Source organism: Rubrivivax sp. A210, from assembly GCF_904426505.1.
Lineage (GTDB): Bacteria > Pseudomonadota > Gammaproteobacteria > Burkholderiales > Burkholderiaceae_C > Rubrivivax.
Map to the genome: position 1 here is coordinate 381,359 of NZ_CAJGBN010000023.1, position 17,754 is coordinate 399,112.

Below are 17,754 nucleotides of genomic sequence, written 5' to 3' on the forward strand. Positions count from 1 at the left end.
CTTCATGGCGGCTAGCGTCCGCCGCGGCCGAGCAGGCCGTCGAGTTCGCTCGCCGCCGCCGCCGCCAGGGCGGCGGAGCGTGCCGAGATGAACTCGGTGGTCGGGAAGCCCGCACGCAGCCGCACCAGCCACAGGCCATCGGCCAAGGCCGCGGCGTGGCGGTGCAGGGCGCCGCGGATCTGGCGCTTGAGCAGGTTGCGCGTCACCGCGCGGCGCGCATGGCGCTTGGGCACGACGCAGCCGAACCAGAGCCCGCCGGGCGAGTCATCCACAGGCTGAGGACAGATCGGTGCAGCGCCTGTGGATAACTCTTCGCCGCCGGCCTTGGCCACCCACTGGGGCGGCGGCACGGGCACGCCAGCCACATGGTGGATGGCGAAGTGAGCACTCCGCATCCGCGAGCGGGTGGCGAGCAGGCGCTCGAAGTCGGCCTTGTGCACAAGCCGGCCGGGCGTGGCGCGGTCGGGCAGCGTCAACGCGGCCCCAGGGGCTCAGACGCCCAGGCGCTTGCGGCCCTTGGCGCGGCGCGCGTTGAGCACGGCACGGCCGCCGCGCGACTTCATGCGGACGAGGAAACCGTGGGTGCGGGCGCGGCGGATCTTGGAGGGCTGGTAGGTACGCTTCATGGCTGGCTCTGGCGTCGAAGGGGAGGCGGGGAAACACGGGCGCGCGAGACCTCGCAAGGCCTGGCGCATGCGCCCTGCGGGCGACTCAGCCTGCAGGAAACACCACAAGCCTGGTACTGATCCTGTGCTGACCCCCGGCTTGTATCCGCAGGTATCAGTGGTTTGGACCGTTTTCTTGTGGCGTGCCGCGAATCCGGGGAACCCGCGATTACAGCAAAAAACCTCTTTGCGGTCAAACACTTGCACCACAGGCCGGCGCTTCCCGCAGGGCTTGACGGCCAGCCCGAAGTTGTGGATAACTGCGGTCCGCCGACTGTGAGGGGTACAGGTTCGGCGGCTCCCAGAAGAAGATGTCCACAATGAGCCACAACTTGTGGCAAAGCGTTTGCGAGCGCCTCGCAACCGAGTTGCCTGAACAGCAGTTCAACACCTGGATCCGCCCGCTTCAAGCCGATGCCACCGTGGCCCCGGCCGACGGCGGCATGCCGGTGGTGAGCGTGCGCGTGCCCAATCGCTTCAAGCTCGACTGGATTCGCACCCAGCACGCCGGCCGCATCGAGGCCGTGCTGGCCGAGCTGGCCGGAGTGCCGGTGCGGCTGGATCTCTCGGTGGCGCCGCGCACCGAGGCCAGCCCGGCGATGGCGCTGCGACGCACGCTGCCGTCCAGCGTGGCCACCCTGGCCGTCGATGCGCTGGGCAGCCGTCCCGATGGCGAAGGTGGCGAGGCGCGGGCGCCTGACGCAGCCCCGGCCCGCCCGGCGCCGCGCGCCTCGGCGCCCATCGTCACCACCCACCGCCTCAACCCGGCGCTGACCTTCGACACCCTGGTGGCCGGCCGCGCCAACCAGATGGCGCGCACCGCCGCGCTGCACGTGGCTGGCGCGCCGGGTGTCATGTACAACCCGCTCTTCATCTACGGTGGTGTCGGCCTGGGCAAGACCCACTTGGTACACGCGGTGGGCAATGCGCTGCTCAAAGACCGCCCCGACGCCCGTGTGCTCTACCTGCACGCCGAGCAGTTCATCAGCGACGTCGTCAAGAACTACCAGCGCAAGACCTTCGACGAGCTCAAGGCCAAGTACCACAGCCTGGACCTGCTGCTGATCGACGACGTGCAGTTCTTCGCCGGCAAAGACCGCACGCAGGAGGAGTTCTTCAACGCCTTCGAGGCGCTGCTGACCAAGCGTGCGCACATCATCATGACCAGCGACACCTACCCCAAGGGGCTGGTGGACATCGACGAGCGCCTGACCAGCCGCTTCGACGCCGGCCTCACGGTGGCCATCGAGCCGCCCGAGCTGGAGATGCGCGTGGCCATCCTGATGCGCAAGGCGGCGGCCGAGGCCACCGAGATGCCCGAGGACGTGGCCTTCTTCATCGCCAAGAACGTGCGCGCCAATGTGCGTGAACTGGAAGGCGCGCTGCGCAAGGTGCTGGCCTACAGCCGCTTCAGCCACAAGGACATCAACATCGCGCTCGCCCGCGATGCGCTGAAAGACCTGCTGAGCATCCAGAACCGCCAGGTCGGGGTCGAGAACATCCAGAAGACGGTGGCCGACTTCTACAAGATCAAGGTCGCCGACATGTACAGCAAGAAGCGCCCGGCCAGCATCGCGCGGCCGCGCCAGATCGCCATGTACCTGGCCAAGGAGATGACCAAGAAGAGCCTGCCCGAGATTGGCGAGCTCTTCGGTGGCCGTGACCACACGACGGTGCTGCACGCGGTGCGCAAGATCGGCGCCGAGCGCACCACCAACCCCGAGCTCAACCAGCAGCTTCATGTGCTCGAACAGACCCTGAAAGCCTGAGGCCGGCTGCCCGCTGCGCCGCGCCTCGAAAAGCCTGTGGAAAGTTTCTGCACAAGCCTGCTGTTGTCCACAAGCCGCCGCCGGCGCCGCGCCTTGTCCCCAAAGCCGTACCTGACCAAGAGGCCGCAGCCCACAGCCTTGGCCGCCGTCTAAGCCCTTGACGGAAAAGGCGAAAATAGCCTTGTCCCCAGATTCACCCGGCCTCTACTGCTACCACCACATTTAAAAAGAGGAAGACAGATGATTGTTCTGAAAGCCGCTCAGGCGCAGCTGCTCGAAGCCCTGCAATCGGTGGCCGGCATCGTCGAGCGCAGGCACACCCTGCCCATCCTGGCCAATGTGCTGCTGCGCAAGAACGGGCCCACGGTCGAGTTCACCACCAGCGATCTCGAGATCCAGGTGCGCACCAGCGCCGAGCTCGGTGGCGACGCCGGCCAGCTCAGCACCACGGTGGGTGCGCGCAAGCTCATCGACATCCTCAAGAGCCTGCCGGCCGACCAGGTGGTGACGCTCAGCGCGGCGCAGAACAAGCTGCTGCTGACCGGCGGCAAGAGCCGCTTCAGCCTGCAGACACTGCCGGCCGATGACTTTCCGCTCGTCAACGAAAGTGTCGATTTCGGCCCCACCTTCAGCGTGCCGCAGAAGACGCTGCGCGAATTGGTGAACCAGGTGCATTTCGCGATGGCGGTACACGACATCCGCTATTACCTCAACGGCATCCTCTTCATCGCCGAGGGCAAGACGCTCACGCTGGTGGCCACCGACGGCCACCGGCTGGGCCTGGCCCAGGCCCAGCTCGAGGCCGACATGCCCAGCAAGCAGGAAGTCATCCTGCCGCGCAAGACCGTGCTCGAACTGCAGCGCCTGCTCAAGGACGAGGACACCGCCATCGAGATGCGCTTCGCCAACAACCAGGCCAAGTTCAGCTTCAGCGGCATGGAGTTCGTCACCAAGCTGGTCGAGGGCAAGTTCCCCGATTACAACCGCGTCATCCCGCGCAACCACAAGAACGCCGTCACGCTGGGCCGCGCGCCGCTGCTGGCCAGCCTGCAGCGCGCCGCCATCCTGACGAGCGAGAAGTTCAAGGGCGTGCGCATCAACATCGAGCCCGGCCTGCTGCGCATCGCCAGCAGCAATGCCGAGCAGGAAGAGGCCAAGGAAGAGCTCGAGATCGCCTACGAGGGCGATGCCATCGAGATGGGCTTCAACGTCACCTATCTCATCGACGTGCTGGCCAATGCCAACACCGAGATGGTCAAGCTCGAACTGCAGGACAGCAGTGCCAGTGCCCTGTTCAGCCTGCCCGAGCAGCCCGGCTTCAAGTACGTGGTGATGCCGATGAGGATTTGACGCGGCGGCAACGCCCAGCAGCCACAGCGGGCCACGGCCCGCTTCAGCGTTTTTGATGGGGCCGCGACAAGCCTGCCCCGACCCCCCGAGAGCCCCCCGATGAGCGATCCCAAGACCCCCCAGCCCGGTGACGGCGTCACCCAGCGCGCCGTGCCCAGCGCCGAAGGCCAGATGGCCAGCACCGGCAACGAGGCCAGCGCCGCCTATGGCGAAGGCAGCATCCAGATCCTTGAAGGCCTGGAGGCGGTGCGCAAGCGCCCCGGCATGTACATTGGCGACACCAGCGACGGCACCGGCCTGCACCACCTCGTCTTCGAGGTCGTCGACAACTCCATCGACGAGGCCCTGGCCGGCCACTGCGACGACATCGTCGTCACCATCCACAGCGACAACAGCATCAGCGTCACCGACAACGGCCGCGGCATCCCCACCGGCGTGAAGATGGACGACAAGCACGAGCCCAAGCGCTCGGCCGCCGAGATCGCACTGACCGAGCTGCACGCCGGCGGCAAGTTCAACCAGAACAGCTACAAGGTCTCGGGTGGCCTGCACGGCGTGGGCGTGAGCTGCGTCAACGCGCTGAGCAAGTGGCTGCGCCTGGTGGTGCGGCGCGAGGGCAAGGTACACGCGCTGGAGTTCGAACGCGGCTTCACGCAAGCCCGCGTGATCGAACTTCGCGACGGCGTCGAGACGAGCCCCATGCGCATTACCGGCGACACCGAGAAGCGCGGCACCGAGGTTCACTTCCTGCCCGACGAGCAGATCTTCAGCCAGATCGACTTTCACTACGACGTGCTGGCCAAGCGTCTGCGCGAGCTCAGCTTCCTCAACAACGGCGTGAAGATCCGCCTGGTGGATGAGCGCAACGGCAAGGAAGACAACTTCGCCTTTGCCGGCGGCGTGCGCGGCTTCGTCGGCTTCATCAACCAGGGCAAGAAGGTGTTGCACCCCAACATCTTTCACGCCATGGGCGACAAGATGAGCGACCAGCAGACCAACATCGGCGTCGAGGTCGCAATGCAGTGGAACGACGGCTATGCCGAGAACGTGCTCTGTTTCACCAACAACATCCCGCAGCGCGACGGCGGCACCCACCTCACCGGCCTGCGCGCGGCGATGACGCGCGTCATCAACAACTACATCGCCGAGAACAAGATCGCCGAAAAGGCCAAGGTCGAGATCGCCGGCGACGACATGCGCGAAGGCCTGGCCTGCGTGGTCAGCGTCAAGGTGCCCGAGCCCAAGTTCAGCAGCCAGACCAAGGACAAGCTGGTGAGCAGCGAAGTGCGCGGCCCGGTGGAAGACATCGTCAGCAAGCTGCTGCACGACTGGCTGCAGGAGAACCCGAACGACGCCAAGATCATCTGCAGCAAGATCGTCGACGCCGCGCGTGCCCGCGAGGCCGCGCGCAAGGCGCGCGAGATGACGCGCCGCAAGGGCGTGCTCGACGGCCTGGGCCTGCCCGGCAAGCTGGCCGACTGCCAGGAGAAAGACCCGGCGCTGTGCGAGATCTACATCGTCGAGGGCGACAGCGCCGGCGGCAGCGCCAAGCAGGGGCGTGACCGCAAGTTCCAGGCGATTCTGCCGCTGCGCGGCAAGATCCTCAACGTCGAGAAGGCGCGCTACGAACGCTTGCTCACCAGCGACAGCATCGTCACGCTGATCACCGCCTTGGGCACCGGCATCGGCGCCGACGACTTCAACGTCGACAAGCTGCGCTACCACCGCATCATCATCATGACCGACGCCGACGTGGACGGCGCCCACATCCGCACCCTGCTGCTGACCTTCTTCTACCGCCAGATGCCGGCCCTGGTGGAACGCGGCCACATCTACATCGCGCAGCCGCCGCTGTACAAGGTCAAGCTCGGCAAGCAGGAGCAGTACCTCAAGGACGGCCACGAGCTCGATGCCTACCTGCTGAAGGTGGCGCTCGATGGCGCGGCGGTGCTGCCCGACGGTGCCACCGCCGGTGGCCGTCCGGCCATCGAAGGCAACGCGCTCGAAAGCCTGGCGCGCAGCTACCTGCTGGCCAGCGGCGTGATCGAGCGCCTGAGCAACTGGATGGACCTGGACGCGCTGCGCGCCATCGGCGGCGGCCTCACCCTCAACCTCGACACGCTCGAGACCTCAGAGGCCAGCGCAGCGGCATTGCAGGCTGCGATCAAGGACGCCCAGGTCACGGCCGAACTCGATGCGCGCACCGACAAGCACCTGCTGCGCATCAGCCGCCGCCACCACGGCAACATCAAGAGCAGCGTCATCACGCAGGACTTCGTCCACGGCGCCGACTACGCCGCGCTGGCCGGCGCCGGCACTTCATTCCTGGGCCTGCTGGGCAATGAGGCCATCGTGCGCCGCGGCGAGGGCGAGCGCATGAAGGAACAGAAGGCTGCCGACTTCCGCGCCGCCATGGCCTGGCTGATGCAGCAGGCCGAAAGCGCCGTGGGCCGCCAGCGCTACAAGGGCCTGGGCGAGATGAACCCCGAGCAGCTGTGGGAAACCACGATGGACCCCACCGTGCGCCGCCTGCTGCGCGTGCAGATCGACGACGCCATCGAGGCTGACAAGGTGTTCATGATGCTGATGGGCGATGAAGTCGAGCCCAGGCGCGATTTCATTGAAAGCAATGCGTTGAGGGCGGCGAATATCGACGTGTAGGTTTTCGAGGCGGGTGAAGAACCTGACCACCGAACAGATCGAGACCTGCGAAAGCGATCCGGACGCCAGCTTTGCCAGCATCCATCTCGATATCCAGCGCACCTACCTGGCGGTTCATACGATGATGAATGCCATCTTCTGCTGCAGGCTGGCGCTGGCCAGCGACCTGTCGCGTGAGCAGCGCCTGTCCCTGTTCTGCGCTGCCTTGACGCATCGGCCCGAACTTCGCCGCCTTTATCGACTCGACAGGCTGCCCCTTGCTGCACCCGGTGCCGCGCAACACCAACGATCCGGAGTTCGGCGTGCTTGACGTGCTCGATTCCGCCCTGGCCACGAGAATGGGTTCGCAGACCGCGGGATGCTGGGCGATCGCGCCGCGCGGGTGACCCGGAGTCGGCGCCCCTTGCAACGCCAACCCCCGTGGGACGCGTCGGTGGCATTGCACGAAACCGGCTTTGCGCAGGGTCCGCGCCTGGCTACCATGCATTCATCTCTTGATCGAGGCCTTACCCTTCAACGGGGTAGTGCGCTTCCCATGGGAAGCTGATGAGCAAGCTGCCTTCCGACCACGCGAGACGGAACTGGACGACGGGGGCCGTCTTTGCCCTCTGCTACCTCGGATCGGGGTTGCTGACGCCCCTGGTGCTGCCCCCCGGCGAAGGGTTTGCCAGTGCCGTCTGGCCGCCCGCCGGCATCGCCCTGGCCGCCTGCCTGCTGATGGGCCGGCGTGCCCTGCCCTGGCTGGTTGCGGGCGCGCTGGCGCTGCTGCTGCTTCCGATAGGCCCGCGCTCGCCGGCAGGCGATGTCAGCGTGATCGTGGCGACAGGCCTCGCGCTGGCGTCGGCGCTGCAGGCCCTGATCGGCGCGTACCTCATTCGCCGTATCCTGGGTGGACGCATCGGGCTCGAGGGCCGGGCCGATGTGGCGCGGTTCGCCGCGGTGGCCGTCATCTGCAGCCTGGTCGGCGCCACGCTGTCCACCGTCCTGCTGCTCGCGCACGGGCAACTGGCGCCGGTCGGTGCCGCCTTCGTCTGGCTGACCCAGTGGGTGGGCTACTCGCTCGGCGTGCTGCTGTTCACGGCACCCATCCTGGCCGTCGCGGGCCACTACGGCGAGGGCTGGCGCGAGATTCGCTGGCGGGTTGTCGCTGTGCTCGCCTGCGGCCTGCTGTTCGTCGGAGCCCTGGAGCGCCAGGTCAACGCCTGGGAACGGGACGAGAACCTCGCGGAGTTCCGGCTGCTGTCGCAGCACCTGGGCGACGAGATCCTGCGCCAGCAGGGCGAACTGCAGTCCTTCGCGGAACTGGCCGCGGCCGTGATGGGGGGGGCGAATCCGGTCGACCGCGTCGAGTTCGCGCGCCTGGCGCGGGTGGCGTTGCCGCGCTTCAAGGGACATGTCCAGGCCGTGGAATGGGCGCCCCTGATCGATGGCCGGCAGCGCGCCAGCTTCGGGCAGCAACTGCTGTCCAGCCAGGGCGTGGCAGGCATCAGCGAACGTGATCCATCCGGGAGGCCAATCGCTGCCCTGCCGCGCGATCACTACCTGCCCGTCTTCTACGCGGAGCCGATGGAGGGCAACCGCCCGGCGCTAGGACACGACCTGCTGTCCAGCATGGCGCGCCGGGAAACTGCGCAGGCGGCCCGCAGAAGTGGGCAGGTGGTGGCTTCACCACCGCTGATCCTGGTGCAGCAGCCGACCCGAGAGCCCGCCCAGCTGTTGATCAAGTGGGTCGACCGCGGCGCCAATGGTGCCGGTGCCATCGTGGTGGTCTTGCGCATGGGAGATTTTCTCAACGGCCACGTGGCTGCGTTGCGCGGACAACTGCAGGCGCGCCTGACCGACGTCGGCAGCCACGGTGGCGTCCTGCACGACGGCTTCGGAGCCGCTGACGCGGCGCCGGCGCTGGTGCGCGAGCTCGAGGCCTCCCAGCGTGTCTACCGCCTGGAGACCCTGCCGACGGCATCCTACCTCGCCGCGCACAGGGGCTGGCGAGGCTGGGTCATGGTGGTTGGTTGCCTGGGCCTGCTGTCGCTGCTCGTTCAGTGGTGGCTGGCAACCCATGCCCGTGCGGTTCGCATCGAGACCCTGGTGAACGAGCGGACACGGTCCCTGGAGGAAGCGCGACTGATCGCGGAACGCGCCAAGCGGCTGCTGGAGGAAGCCGTGCGCAGCATCGCCCAGGGCTTCACGATCTACGACGAGAACGACAGACTCGTGCTGTGCAACGAGAACTACCTGCAGATCTATGGCACCAGCCGCGACCTGATCGTGCCCGGGGCCACTTTCGAGGACATTGTTCGCCAGGGCGCCGAACGGGGCCAGTACGCCGCGGCGATCGGGCGCGTCGACGAATGGGTTGCCGAGCGCGTGGCCCAGCACCAGAACGCCCGCGGCGAAGTGATCGAGCAGAAGCTCGACGATGGGCGCTGGCTCATGATCGTGGAGTTCCGCACCCCCAGCGGCTACATCGTCGGCAACCGGATCGACATCACGCAGGCCAAGCGTGCTGCGCTGGCCCTGCAGGACCGCAACGAGCAGCTCGCGACCATCTTTTCGCTGTCGCCGGATGGCTATGTGTTGTTCGACCAGACCCGCCGTGTGCGCTTTGCCAGCCCGGCCTTCTACCGGATGACGGGCCTGCTGGAGAGCGAACTCATCGGCATCGACGAAGCCGGGTTCATTGTGGACATGCAAAGGCGCTGCGTCCCAACGGCCTCCTACCAGGCGGCCGTTGCGCCGTCGCCCGAGGTGCCAGCCAGCCAGGACGGCAAGGCGATGCCGCGTGAATTGATCGAACTGGCGACACCAGCGCGCCGGGTGCTGGAGGTGGTCCGCCGTGCCAGCATGGTGGGTTCCGTCTCGAGCATCGTCCACTTTCGCGACGTCACCCACGAGACCGACGTCGACCGCACCAAGAGTGAATTCCTTTCGATGGCGGCGCACGAACTTCGAACGCCGATGGCCAGCGTCTACGGATTCTCGGAACTGCTCGCCTCAGGCGAAGACTTCGGCGAGAAGCTGCGCCGCGAGATGCTGGACACCATCCTTCGCCAGTCGGAGCTGATGGCCTCGATCATCAACGAGCTGCTCGACCTGGCGCGCATCGAAGCCCGGCGAGGCACGGACTTCGTGTTCGAGGAACTGGATATCGGAACGATTGCGCGCGAGGCGATTGCCAGCTACCGCCAGCCTGCCGGGCGGCTGCCCCCGCACTTCGAGGTGCCGGCCTGGCGCTCGAGGGTGAAGGCGGACCGCAAGAAGCTGCAGCAGGTGCTCAACAACCTCCTGTCCAATGCCTACAAGTACTCGCCCGACGGCGGCGACGTGAGGCTGTCGTGCGCGAGGGTTGAGTCTCCGTTGGGCAACCGGGTCACGCTGTCCGTGCTCGACCAGGGCATCGGCATGTCGCCCGAGCAGGTGTCGCATGTGTTCGAGCGTTTCTACCGCGCCGACACTTCCGGCAAGATCCCCGGCACCGGCCTGGGCATGAGCATCGTCAAGGAAATCATCGGCACCCACGGGGGCAAGATCTCGATCGACTCCACACCGGGCCGGGGCACGACCGTCACGATCGAGATGGCGGAAGTCCGGACCTCGCCGGAGAAGCCCTCGAGCGAGCTTGCGCCGGTGGCCACCGAGGGGGCCTGAGGGCTGCCCGACGTGGGCAGGGAACTGCGCGGAGGAAGCGGGCCGCCCTGAGGGGCTGCGCGCACAGGCCTACTGCGAGTAGCTGCGCGACACCATCAGCGCCGATTGCAGGTACAGCGCATTCCAGATGCGTTGCAGCGCGGCGCGCCGCAGCAAGGTGTCGGCCAGCAGTTCGTCCAGCGAGACCGGCGCGGCCTTCATGCGCTGGATCAGGCGCTTGGTCGTGCCGTCCACCGGCAGTCCGAAGAGCGGTGTGCCCAGCGCGACGCGGCAGCGCACCGGCCCGGCGATCTCGGGCAGCAGGGCGGCGTTCGACCCGCGCAGCGCCAGGTGCCACAACAGCGGCCGCAGCGAGCCGGTGTGCAGGCGGGCCTCGAACAGGCTGCCGACCTCGGCGTCGGCCTCGACGCGGCGGACGCACAGGCCTGCCAGGGCCTGGTCGGGCTGCGCGCACAGATCGAGCTCGCAGTAGTACAGCTGCCGCCGCGGGTGCAGCGTGAGCTCCAGCGGCCGCCCATCCAGTTCCAGCGCCAGCGTCAGCGGCGTGTTGTGGCGCACGCTGGCGGCCACCACGGCCAGCAGGTCGGCAGAGGCCGGCTCCGCCGCATAGCGCTTGAGGTCCAGCAGCAGCGAAGGGCTGAGGGTCGACCGCTCGATGTCCAGGGCCGGCGTCGGCGTCTCGCAGTCCTCGAAGCTCAGCGTCGTGAGCACGCCGGTGCGCTCGAAATCCGGAGCGGCAGTCAGGGGAGTGGTGTCCGCAAACATGGGTTTCCTCGATGGTTCTGAAGGCCGGGCGCACGGAGCGGCGGCGTCGGCTTGTCTGACGCTGAAGCTAGGGCCCGCAGGAGGTGAGCCGTCCAAGGGTTGCATCGAAATGTGTCTGGCCACTGCGCTGGACACCGATTGTTCCAATCGGCCGGGAGTGGAACCGAAGCCCATGCCCCTGCCTGACCCGACGCGGCGGCCCCCCGGCCGTCTGCAGCTTGAATGAAGAATTGCCGGGCGCGACCGGCCAGAATGGTGCCCGAACCCAACGCAAAGAATGAACAGCCCGGCCGGACTCGAGGCCGAAGCGTTCATGCCGGCCCCGGCCCCGCCATTGCTGGCGAGTGGCCGTCGGACATATCACCGCGGCGACGCCGCTCACGGCCCAGGCCTGCGGGGGCCGCAAGCTAAGCCGGCGGCCCGCAAGGGAAATATTTCCCTCTCCCGGCGGGCGCCCTGCTCTCGCTGGCCGCGCCGGCACTGCCTAGTCTGTGCTCCACGGTGAACCCGCCCTCTTGGCCGGCGCGATCCGCGTGGAGGAATGCGATGAATGCGATGCTCGAAGTCCCGGTCGCCAGCCCTGCGGCCCACCCTTCAACCCCTTTCGACGCCAGCGCGGCCCGCACTTACAGCGGCCCCGAAAGACGGCGCCGGGATGCCGCCGCGCCGGGGCTGCCGGCCGCGCACTGGCTGACGCTGATGCTCGAGGAAGTCGGCCACGGCATGCTGCTCGTCGGCGACGAGGCCGAGGTACTGCACGCCAACCACCTGGCGCGCCGCGATCTCGATGCCAGCCATCCGCTGCAGCTGCAGGGCCACCGCCTGCAGGCCCGCGATGCGCGCGACGAAGCGCATCTGCGCCAGGCCCTGCAGGCGGCGGCGCGGGGCCTGCGCCGGCTCATCGTCGTCGGCACGGGCACGGCCCGCAGCAGCGTGGCCGTGGTGCCGCTGGCGCCCGTCGAAGGCAGCGCCCTCACCCTGGTGTCGCTGGGCCGGCGCCGCCTGGGCGAAGAGCTGGCGCTGCAGTGCTTTGCGCGCAGCCACGGCCTCACGTCGGCCGAGACGCGCGTGCTCGAAGGCCTGTGCAGCGGCATAGGCCCGGGCGCGATCGCCGCGCTGCACCGCGTCGGCATGGCCACCGTGCGCACGCAGATCAGCAGCATCCGCCACAAGATAGGCGCCAGCGACATCACCTCGCTGATGCGCCTGGTGGCCCAGCTGCCGCCCATGGTGCCGGCGCTGCGCCAGGGCTTCGCGGCCGGCGATGGTGCCAACGACGGGCTGCGGCTCAGCGCCTGATCCGTGTCGCATTGCGGTTAGCGGGCCGGCCCGGCAGGCACAGCGGCGTTTAGCATCGCCGGATGCCCGCGCCGCAGTACGACCCGCTAGCCGCCCCCGAACTGAGCGAGCCGGTGCGCGCGCTGGCGCGCCGCGGCGAGATCTGCCGCTACCCCAAGGGCGCGGTGCTGATCCAGGAAGGCGAGGTCGGCGCCACGCTCTACATCGTGTTGCAGGGCCGGCTGCGCGCCTACGGCAGCTGCGCGTCCAGCGACCGCAGCTTCACCTATGGCACCTATGGCGCGGGCGATTACGTCGGCGAGATGGGGCTGGATGGCGGCCCGCGCTCGGCCAGCGTGGTGACGCTGGAAGCCACGGTCTGCGCGGTGATCACGCGGCGCACCTTGGAAGCCCATCTCGACGAACACCCGCGCTTCGCCTTCGAGCTGCTGGCCAAGGTGATACGGCGCGCCCGCGCCGCCACGCTCAGCGCCAAGCAGATGGCGCTGAACGATGTCTATGTGCGGCTGCGCTTCCTGCTCGACACGCTGGCCGTGGCCCAGCCCGACGGCAGCCGCCTCGTGGCGCCGCGCCAGACCCAGCGCGAGATCGCCGACCAGATCGGCTGCACGCGCGAGATGGTGGGCCGGCTGATGAAGGACTTGCAGGCCGGCGGCCACCTCGTCGACGACGGCACGGCCCTGCGCCTGCCCAAGCCGCTGCCGCCGCGCTGGTAGTGCGGCGCTTCAGCGCGCCGGCGTGCCCTTGTCGCTGGTCTTGCTGCTGGTCTTGCTGCCGCCCTTGCCATCGCCCTGGCCGCCGAAGCTGCGCGTGATCATCTGCACCGCCGCCGGCGAATCCCACTCCTGGGCGCCATAGACCTTGGCCAGCACGCGGCCGCGGGCGTCGACCAGTATCGTCAGCGGCAGCTGGCTGGCGCCCAGCATGTTCTCCAGCTCGAGCCGGTGGTCGATGTAGTGGCTGATGGTGGCGTTGGAGGCCTTGAGCCAGGCCAGGGCCTTGTCGCGGTAGTCGTCGGTGGAGATGCCGATCAGCTGGGCCTGGCCGGCCTGGCCGCTCCAGGCCAGGCGTTCGAGCGAGGCCATCTCGGCGCGGCAGGGCCCGCACCAGCTGGCCCAGACATTGATGATGAGCGGCTTGCCGCGGAATGAAGTGAGCGGGCGTGGCTTGCCGTTGAGCCCGTCGAGCTGGGCCTCGCGCAGGGTCTGGCCGATCTCCACCTCACCCGGCGTCTTGGCGCGCGCCGCGGCGGGCAGCGCCAGCGCGGCAGCCGCCATCAGCAGGCTGCGCCGCCCTGTACTTGTGGCCTCTTGCCTGTCGTTCACGCCATCGCCCATGCCTGTCCCCGGTCTTGAAGTGCCTTCACCGCGGCCCGCAGTGTGCCGTGAAGCGCTCAGGCGCAGGCCAGCGCCCGTTCCCAGCGTGCGATGGGTGCGCGCTGCACCTGGCGCAGCAGCGCGTGCGTCACCGCGCGGCCGTCCAGCGCCTCGGCGCAGCGCTCGGCCAGGTCCTGCTGCAGGCGCAGCAGCAGCTGGGCTGCGGTTTCGGCATCGGCCAGGGCGCGGTGGGCGCGGCCGGCGTCGGGCAGGGCGTGCCAGGCCGCCAGCGTGCCCAGGCGGTGGTTGGGCGCCTGCGGGTACAGGCGCCGCGACAGCAGCAGCGTGCAGGCGAAATCGTGCGCCGGATCGCTCTCGCAGCCGGCGCGCGCCGCCTCGGCCTGCCAGAAGCCGCGGTCGAAGGCGGCGTTGTGCGCCACCAGCGGGCAGCCGCGCGTGAACTGCAGCACCTCGCGCATCACCGCGTGCGCCGGCGGCGCGTCGCGCAGCATGGCATTGCTGATGCCGGTGAGCTGCTCGATGAAGGGCGGCACCCAGGCGCCGCTGTTCATCAGGCTCTGGAAGCGGCCGACGACGCGGCCCTCCTGCAGCAAGACGGCGGCGATCTCGGTGGCGCGCGCACCCTGGCCCGGCGCGCTGCCGGTGGTCTCGAAGTCGATCACCGCCAGCGTCTCGGCCATGGCGCTCAACGCGGCTCCCCCGGATAGTTGAAGCGCACCGTTTCGGTGGCCACATAAACCTCGCGCAGAAAGCTGGCCAGCCCGGCGATCAGGGCCAGCATGGCGGCGCTGAACAGCACGCCGGCCAGCCATTTCAGGTCGGTGGCGAAGAAGGCGTCGGCGAACAGCGTCGTCACCACCAGGCATACCAGCAGCGCCGCCGAGGTGCTGAAGTTGATGGCCCAGCTGGCCAGGTGGCGACGCCGGTCGAGCTTGCCCAGCTCCGTGCGCGCGGCGCTGCGGCCGGCCTCGTCCAGCGCCTGCCAGGCCTGTTCGAAATGGCGGGCGCGGTCGATGATGCGCGCCAGCCGGTTGGCCATCACCGCCAGCAGCGAGGCCACGCCGGTGAGCAGGAAGACCGGCGCCACCGCGAGCTGGATGGCGTGGACGATGACGGGAACGGATTCGGTGCCGGCTGACATGCTGCGGGGCCTCTCCACCTCTTAGTCGTGCGGGGCCAGCAACGCATCGATGCCGGCCAGGAAGCGCTGGAACTCGATCGGCTTGGTCCAGTAGTCGATGAAGCCGGCGGCCAGCGCGAAGGTGATGTCGCCCGGCGTCGCATTGGCCGAGAGCGCGACGCAGCGGATGCCGGCCGTCAGCGGGTCGGCGCACAGCGCGCGCAGCACGGCATGGCCGTCGATGTCGGGCAGCTGCATGTCCACCAGCATCAGGTCGGGCCGCAAACGGCGCGCGCTGGCCAGGCCGCTGTTGCCGTCTACCGCCACTTCCAGCAGCACCGCCGGCCGGTGCGCGAGCATCTCGCGCACCAGCAGCGCATTGACCGGGTTGTCCTCGATGTAGAGCACGCGCGCCTGGGGCGCCGCGGCACAGGCCGGCGGTGCGGCCGGCGTGCGCGCCGTGAAGCTGGCCGAAGGTGCGGCGGTAGACGCGGCGTCGAGGTGGACGATGAACTCGCTGCCCTGGCCGAGCGCGCTGCGCGCCTCGACGCGGCCACCCATGTGCTCGACCAGCACCTTGACGATGGACAGGCCGATGCCGCTGCCCTCGACCCCGCTGGCCTCGGCGCCCAGGCGGTTGAAGGGCTCGAAGGCGTGGCGCAGGCGCTCGGGCGCAATGCCGATGCCGGTGTCGGCCACATGAAGCGAGATGCGGTTGTCCGCAGCCTCGCTCCACAGCCTGACCTCGCCACCGCGGCGGTTGTACTTGATGGCGTTGGACAGCAGGTTGATCAGCACCTGGCGCAGCCGCACCGGGTCGGCCAGCACGCGCCCGGCCAGCGGGCCGAGGCGCAGCGTGATGGCGCGCTCCTGCGCCGCGGCCGCCACCAGCGGCAGCGCGGCGTCGGCGATCTCGGCGCAGGCCACCGCCTGGCGGTCCATGCGCAGCTCGCCAACCTCGGCGCGCGAAAGTTCGAGCACGTCGTCGATCAGCGCCAGCAGGTGTACGCCGGCGTCCTCGACATGGGCCAGCCATTCGGCCCGGGTGGCGCGGTCGGCGCTGTCGCCGGTGGCGCGCAGCAGCTGGGTGAAGCCCAGCATCGCGTTGAGCGGCGTGCGCAGCTCGTGGCTGATGCGCGACATGGCCTGCGACTTGGCCTGGCTCTCGGCCACCGCGACCTCGCGCTCGCGCACCGCCAGCGCCGACAGATGGACCTCGGTGCTGTCCCAGTTGACGCCGATGCGGCCCTCGTGGCGGCCCTGCTCGTCGTGCAGCGGCACCGAGTGCGAGGTGATCCAGCGCGCCTGGCCGTCGGGCCAGACGACGCGGAAGACGTGGTGCCAGGGCTGGTCATCGCGCAGCCAGGCGATCTGCTTGGCCATCACCGGGGCGCGGTCCTCGGGGTGCAGGAAGGCGGCGATGTCTTCGTTGCTGACGTGGCCGGCCGCGGCCTCGACGCCGCGCAGTCGGAACATCTGCGCGTCCCAGTCACCGCCGTCGCGGCCCTGGATGGCGGTCCAGGTGCCCAGGCCCAGGGCCTGTGAGGCCAGCGTCATGCGCTCGACCGTCTGGCGCAGCTGGCGCAGCGTCTGCTGCTGCTCGGTGGTGTCGATGGCCACGCCCTCGGCGCGCAGGCCGGGGGCTTCGCCGGCCTTGTCACCCGCCTCATCGAGGCGACCGCGCACCACCAGCCAGCGCACGGCGCCGTCGCTCACCCGCACGATGCGGAACTCGAGCTCGCCCTCGCCGCGACCGCGCCGCCGCCAGGCGCGGATACCGGCGCGCACCTGGGCGCGGTCGGCCGCATACACGCACCGGCGCAGCCAGGCGCGCAGCGGCAGGGCGCCCGCGTCGGCGGGCAGGCCCAGCAGCTCGAACATGCGGCGGTTCCAGCTCGGCCTGGCGGCGTCGAGCCGGGTCGACCACAGGCCGACCCGGGCGGCCTCGGCGGCGGCCTCGAGCCGGCGCGCGTAATCGAGCGCGCGCCGGCTGTCTTCGACGCGCTCGCTCACGTCCAGCATCACGCCGACGAAGCCCATGGGCTTGCCGCCGGCGTCGCGCTGCAGCGCGCGGCGCATCAGCACATGGCGCCAGCCGCCGCCGGGGCGGGCGTAACGCAGCTCCATGTCGCTGGGCTCGCCGCTGCGCAGCGTGTGGTCGAAGGAGCGCAGCACGGCCGCCATGTCCTCGGGGTGGAGGTGGGCGCGCGCCTGCGACGGCAGCTGGCCCTCGGGGCGGAAAGGGATGCCGATGATGTGGCTGCCGTGCTCGTCGACGAAAACGAGGTCGCTGGCCAGATCGTGCCGCCACAGCGCGATGTGGCCGAGCTTGAGCGCCACGTCCAGCTCGGTGCGCAGCTGCTCGGCGCGGTTGGCCAGCTCGTAGACCTCGGTGTCGTCGGTGTTGATGCCCAGCACGCGCCGTGGCCGACCCTGGGCGTCGTGGAAGACCTGCCACTGCGTGTAGAGATGGCGCACGCGGCCATCGGGCCGGCGCATGCACAAGCGCTGCGCGTGCGGGCCCGGCGTGTCCAGCGTGGCGATGAAGTCGTCGCGGCGGCGGTCCTCCGGAAAGACCATTTCCTCGACCTGCGCGTAGGGCGGTGCCGCCTCGCCCGGCGCCGGTTCGGGCAGGCCCCAGATGCGGTACATGTGGCGGTCCCAGCCGCCTTCCATCGTGTCGGCGTCGCGCTCGAAGACGCCGGTGTCGGCGAACTCCTGCACCATGTCCAGCCTTTCCTGCAGGCGTTGGGCACGGGCCTCGGCGGCGCGCAGCGCGGCCAGCGGTTCGGCGCTCGCCATCCAGCCGCCGCCGGGCGCTGCATTCAGCTGCAGCCGCCAGGCTCCGGCCTCGGCGCCGGTGGCCGCCACCTCGATGCGGCCGGCCGCCAGCGGCCCGGCGCCCCACAGTGCGCGCAGATCCGTGGCCGGGAACAGCGCCGCGAAGCGCGCCGTGCGCCAGAGCAGGCGGCCTTCGCCGTCGGCCAGCGCCAGCGCCGCGCTTGCGCTGGCCAGGGCGTCGAGAAGGGCCTGGGCCGGGGGCACGGTGTCGGGTTGGGGGTTCAAGGGGCGGAGCCAGCTAGGGCGTCAGTTTAGAGCGCGGCCGTTCGTCGGCCTTTGCAGCACTTCATGCCGCGCCG

The 17,754-nt window shown here is 69.3% G+C and carries 14 protein-coding genes; 7 read left to right on the forward strand and 7 right to left on the reverse strand.

From position 1 onward, the window contains the following. Nucleotides 1-11: 11 nt before the first annotated feature. On the reverse strand, nucleotides 12-476 hold the full coding sequence (locus JMV16_RS15335; protein WP_201495151.1) for a ribonuclease P protein component: 465 nt from the start codon (nucleotides 474-476) through the stop codon (nucleotides 12-14). Nucleotides 477-491: 15 nt separating this feature from the next. After that, nucleotides 492-626: a 50S ribosomal protein L34 gene (gene rpmH, locus JMV16_RS15340; RefSeq protein WP_201495152.1), complete on the reverse strand. Its 135-nt coding sequence runs from the start codon at nucleotides 624-626 to the stop codon at nucleotides 492-494. 359 nt (nucleotides 627-985) lie between these two features. Here rpmH and dnaA point away from each other — a divergent pair, with 359 nt between their 5' ends. The 5 genes from dnaA to JMV16_RS15365 all read left to right on the forward strand — a co-directional run bounded on the left by dnaA (nucleotide 986) and on the right by JMV16_RS15365 (nucleotide 10,093). Next, the gene (gene dnaA, locus JMV16_RS15345) at nucleotides 986-2,434 is read left to right on the forward strand and encodes a chromosomal replication initiator protein DnaA (protein WP_201495153.1); all 1,449 of its coding nucleotides are present in this window, start codon (nucleotides 986-988) and stop codon (nucleotides 2,432-2,434) included. Nucleotides 2,435-2,674: 240 nt separating this feature from the next. Beyond that, complete coding sequence (dnaN, locus tag JMV16_RS15350; RefSeq protein WP_201495154.1) at nucleotides 2,675-3,784, forward strand: DNA polymerase III subunit beta; 1,110 nt, start codon at nucleotides 2,675-2,677, stop codon at nucleotides 3,782-3,784. A 171-nt stretch (nucleotides 3,785-3,955) separates the two neighbouring features. Then, a complete protein-coding gene (gyrB, locus tag JMV16_RS15355; RefSeq protein WP_236580545.1) occupies nucleotides 3,956-6,445 on the forward strand; it encodes a DNA topoisomerase (ATP-hydrolyzing) subunit B in 2,490 nt (829 codons plus the stop codon). 13 nt (nucleotides 6,446-6,458) lie between these two features. Beyond that, nucleotides 6,459-6,755, forward strand: coding sequence for a hypothetical protein (locus JMV16_RS15360; protein ID WP_201495156.1), 297 nt, complete (start codon nucleotides 6,459-6,461; stop codon nucleotides 6,753-6,755). A gap of 236 nt (nucleotides 6,756-6,991) precedes the next feature. Next, a complete protein-coding gene (locus JMV16_RS15365) occupies nucleotides 6,992-10,093 on the forward strand; it encodes an ATP-binding protein (RefSeq protein ID WP_201495157.1) in 3,102 nt (1,033 codons plus the stop codon). Nucleotides 10,094-10,162: 69 nt separating this feature from the next. On the opposite strand, the gene JMV16_RS15370 is transcribed toward JMV16_RS15365, so the two are convergent. Beyond that, nucleotides 10,163-10,858 (reverse strand): hypothetical protein, encoded by a 696-nt coding sequence (locus JMV16_RS15370; RefSeq protein WP_201495158.1) that lies wholly within the window; start codon nucleotides 10,856-10,858, stop codon nucleotides 10,163-10,165. A 546-nt stretch (nucleotides 10,859-11,404) separates the two neighbouring features. Here JMV16_RS15370 and JMV16_RS15375 point away from each other — a divergent pair. Both JMV16_RS15375 and JMV16_RS15380 read left to right on the forward strand, forming a co-directional pair. Next, on the forward strand, nucleotides 11,405-12,157 hold the full coding sequence (locus tag JMV16_RS15375; RefSeq protein ID WP_201495159.1) for a helix-turn-helix transcriptional regulator: 753 nt from the start codon (nucleotides 11,405-11,407) through the stop codon (nucleotides 12,155-12,157). A gap of 62 nt (nucleotides 12,158-12,219) precedes the next feature. Beyond that, nucleotides 12,220-12,873, forward strand: a complete 654-nt coding sequence (locus JMV16_RS15380; RefSeq protein WP_201495160.1) for a Crp/Fnr family transcriptional regulator — start codon at nucleotides 12,220-12,222, stop codon at nucleotides 12,871-12,873. Between the two features lie 9 nt (nucleotides 12,874-12,882). Here JMV16_RS15380 and JMV16_RS15385 read toward each other — a convergent pair whose 3' ends face one another. From JMV16_RS15385 to JMV16_RS15400, 4 genes are all read right to left on the reverse strand, one after another. After that, nucleotides 12,883-13,482 carry a TlpA family protein disulfide reductase gene (locus JMV16_RS15385; protein WP_236580532.1) on the reverse strand — a complete coding sequence of 200 codons (600 nt, stop codon included), beginning with the start codon at nucleotides 13,480-13,482 and terminating at the stop codon, nucleotides 12,883-12,885. Between the two features lie 68 nt (nucleotides 13,483-13,550). After that, nucleotides 13,551-14,174 (reverse strand): PolC-type DNA polymerase III, encoded by a 624-nt coding sequence (locus JMV16_RS15390; protein WP_201495231.1) that lies wholly within the window; start codon nucleotides 14,172-14,174, stop codon nucleotides 13,551-13,553. A 5-nt stretch (nucleotides 14,175-14,179) separates the two neighbouring features. Continuing rightward, nucleotides 14,180-14,635 carry a DUF2721 domain-containing protein gene (locus JMV16_RS15395; protein WP_201495161.1) on the reverse strand — a complete coding sequence of 152 codons (456 nt, stop codon included), beginning with the start codon at nucleotides 14,633-14,635 and terminating at the stop codon, nucleotides 14,180-14,182. A gap of 21 nt (nucleotides 14,636-14,656) precedes the next feature. Further along, nucleotides 14,657-17,680, reverse strand: coding sequence for a PAS domain-containing hybrid sensor histidine kinase/response regulator (locus JMV16_RS15400; protein ID WP_201495162.1), 3,024 nt, complete (start codon nucleotides 17,678-17,680; stop codon nucleotides 14,657-14,659). Nucleotides 17,681-17,754: the final 74 nt, after the last annotated feature.

Excerpts from the sequence above, each read along its gene's own strand:
- rpmH (WP_201495152.1), bottom strand. The coding sequence starts at position 626 with ATGAAGCGTACCTACCAGCCCTCCAAGATCCGCCGCGCCCGCACCCAC.
- dnaA (WP_201495153.1), top strand. The coding sequence starts at position 986 with ATGAGCCACAACTTGTGGCAAAGCGTTTGCGAGCGCCTCGCAACCGAG.
- dnaN (WP_201495154.1), top strand. The coding sequence starts at position 2,675 with ATGATTGTTCTGAAAGCCGCTCAGGCGCAGCTGCTCGAAGCCCTGCAA.
- gyrB (WP_236580545.1), top strand. The coding sequence starts at position 3,956 with ATGGCCAGCACCGGCAACGAGGCCAGCGCCGCCTATGGCGAAGGCAGC.
- JMV16_RS15365 (WP_201495157.1), top strand. The coding sequence starts at position 6,992 with ATGAGCAAGCTGCCTTCCGACCACGCGAGACGGAACTGGACGACGGGG.
- JMV16_RS15370 (WP_201495158.1), bottom strand. The coding sequence starts at position 10,858 with ATGTTTGCGGACACCACTCCCCTGACTGCCGCTCCGGATTTCGAGCGC.
- JMV16_RS15375 (WP_201495159.1), top strand. The coding sequence starts at position 11,405 with ATGAATGCGATGCTCGAAGTCCCGGTCGCCAGCCCTGCGGCCCACCCT.
- JMV16_RS15380 (WP_201495160.1), top strand. The coding sequence starts at position 12,220 with ATGCCCGCGCCGCAGTACGACCCGCTAGCCGCCCCCGAACTGAGCGAG.
- JMV16_RS15390 (WP_201495231.1), bottom strand. The coding sequence starts at position 14,174 with ATGGCCGAGACGCTGGCGGTGATCGACTTCGAGACCACCGGCAGCGCG.
- JMV16_RS15395 (WP_201495161.1), bottom strand. The coding sequence starts at position 14,635 with ATGTCAGCCGGCACCGAATCCGTTCCCGTCATCGTCCACGCCATCCAG.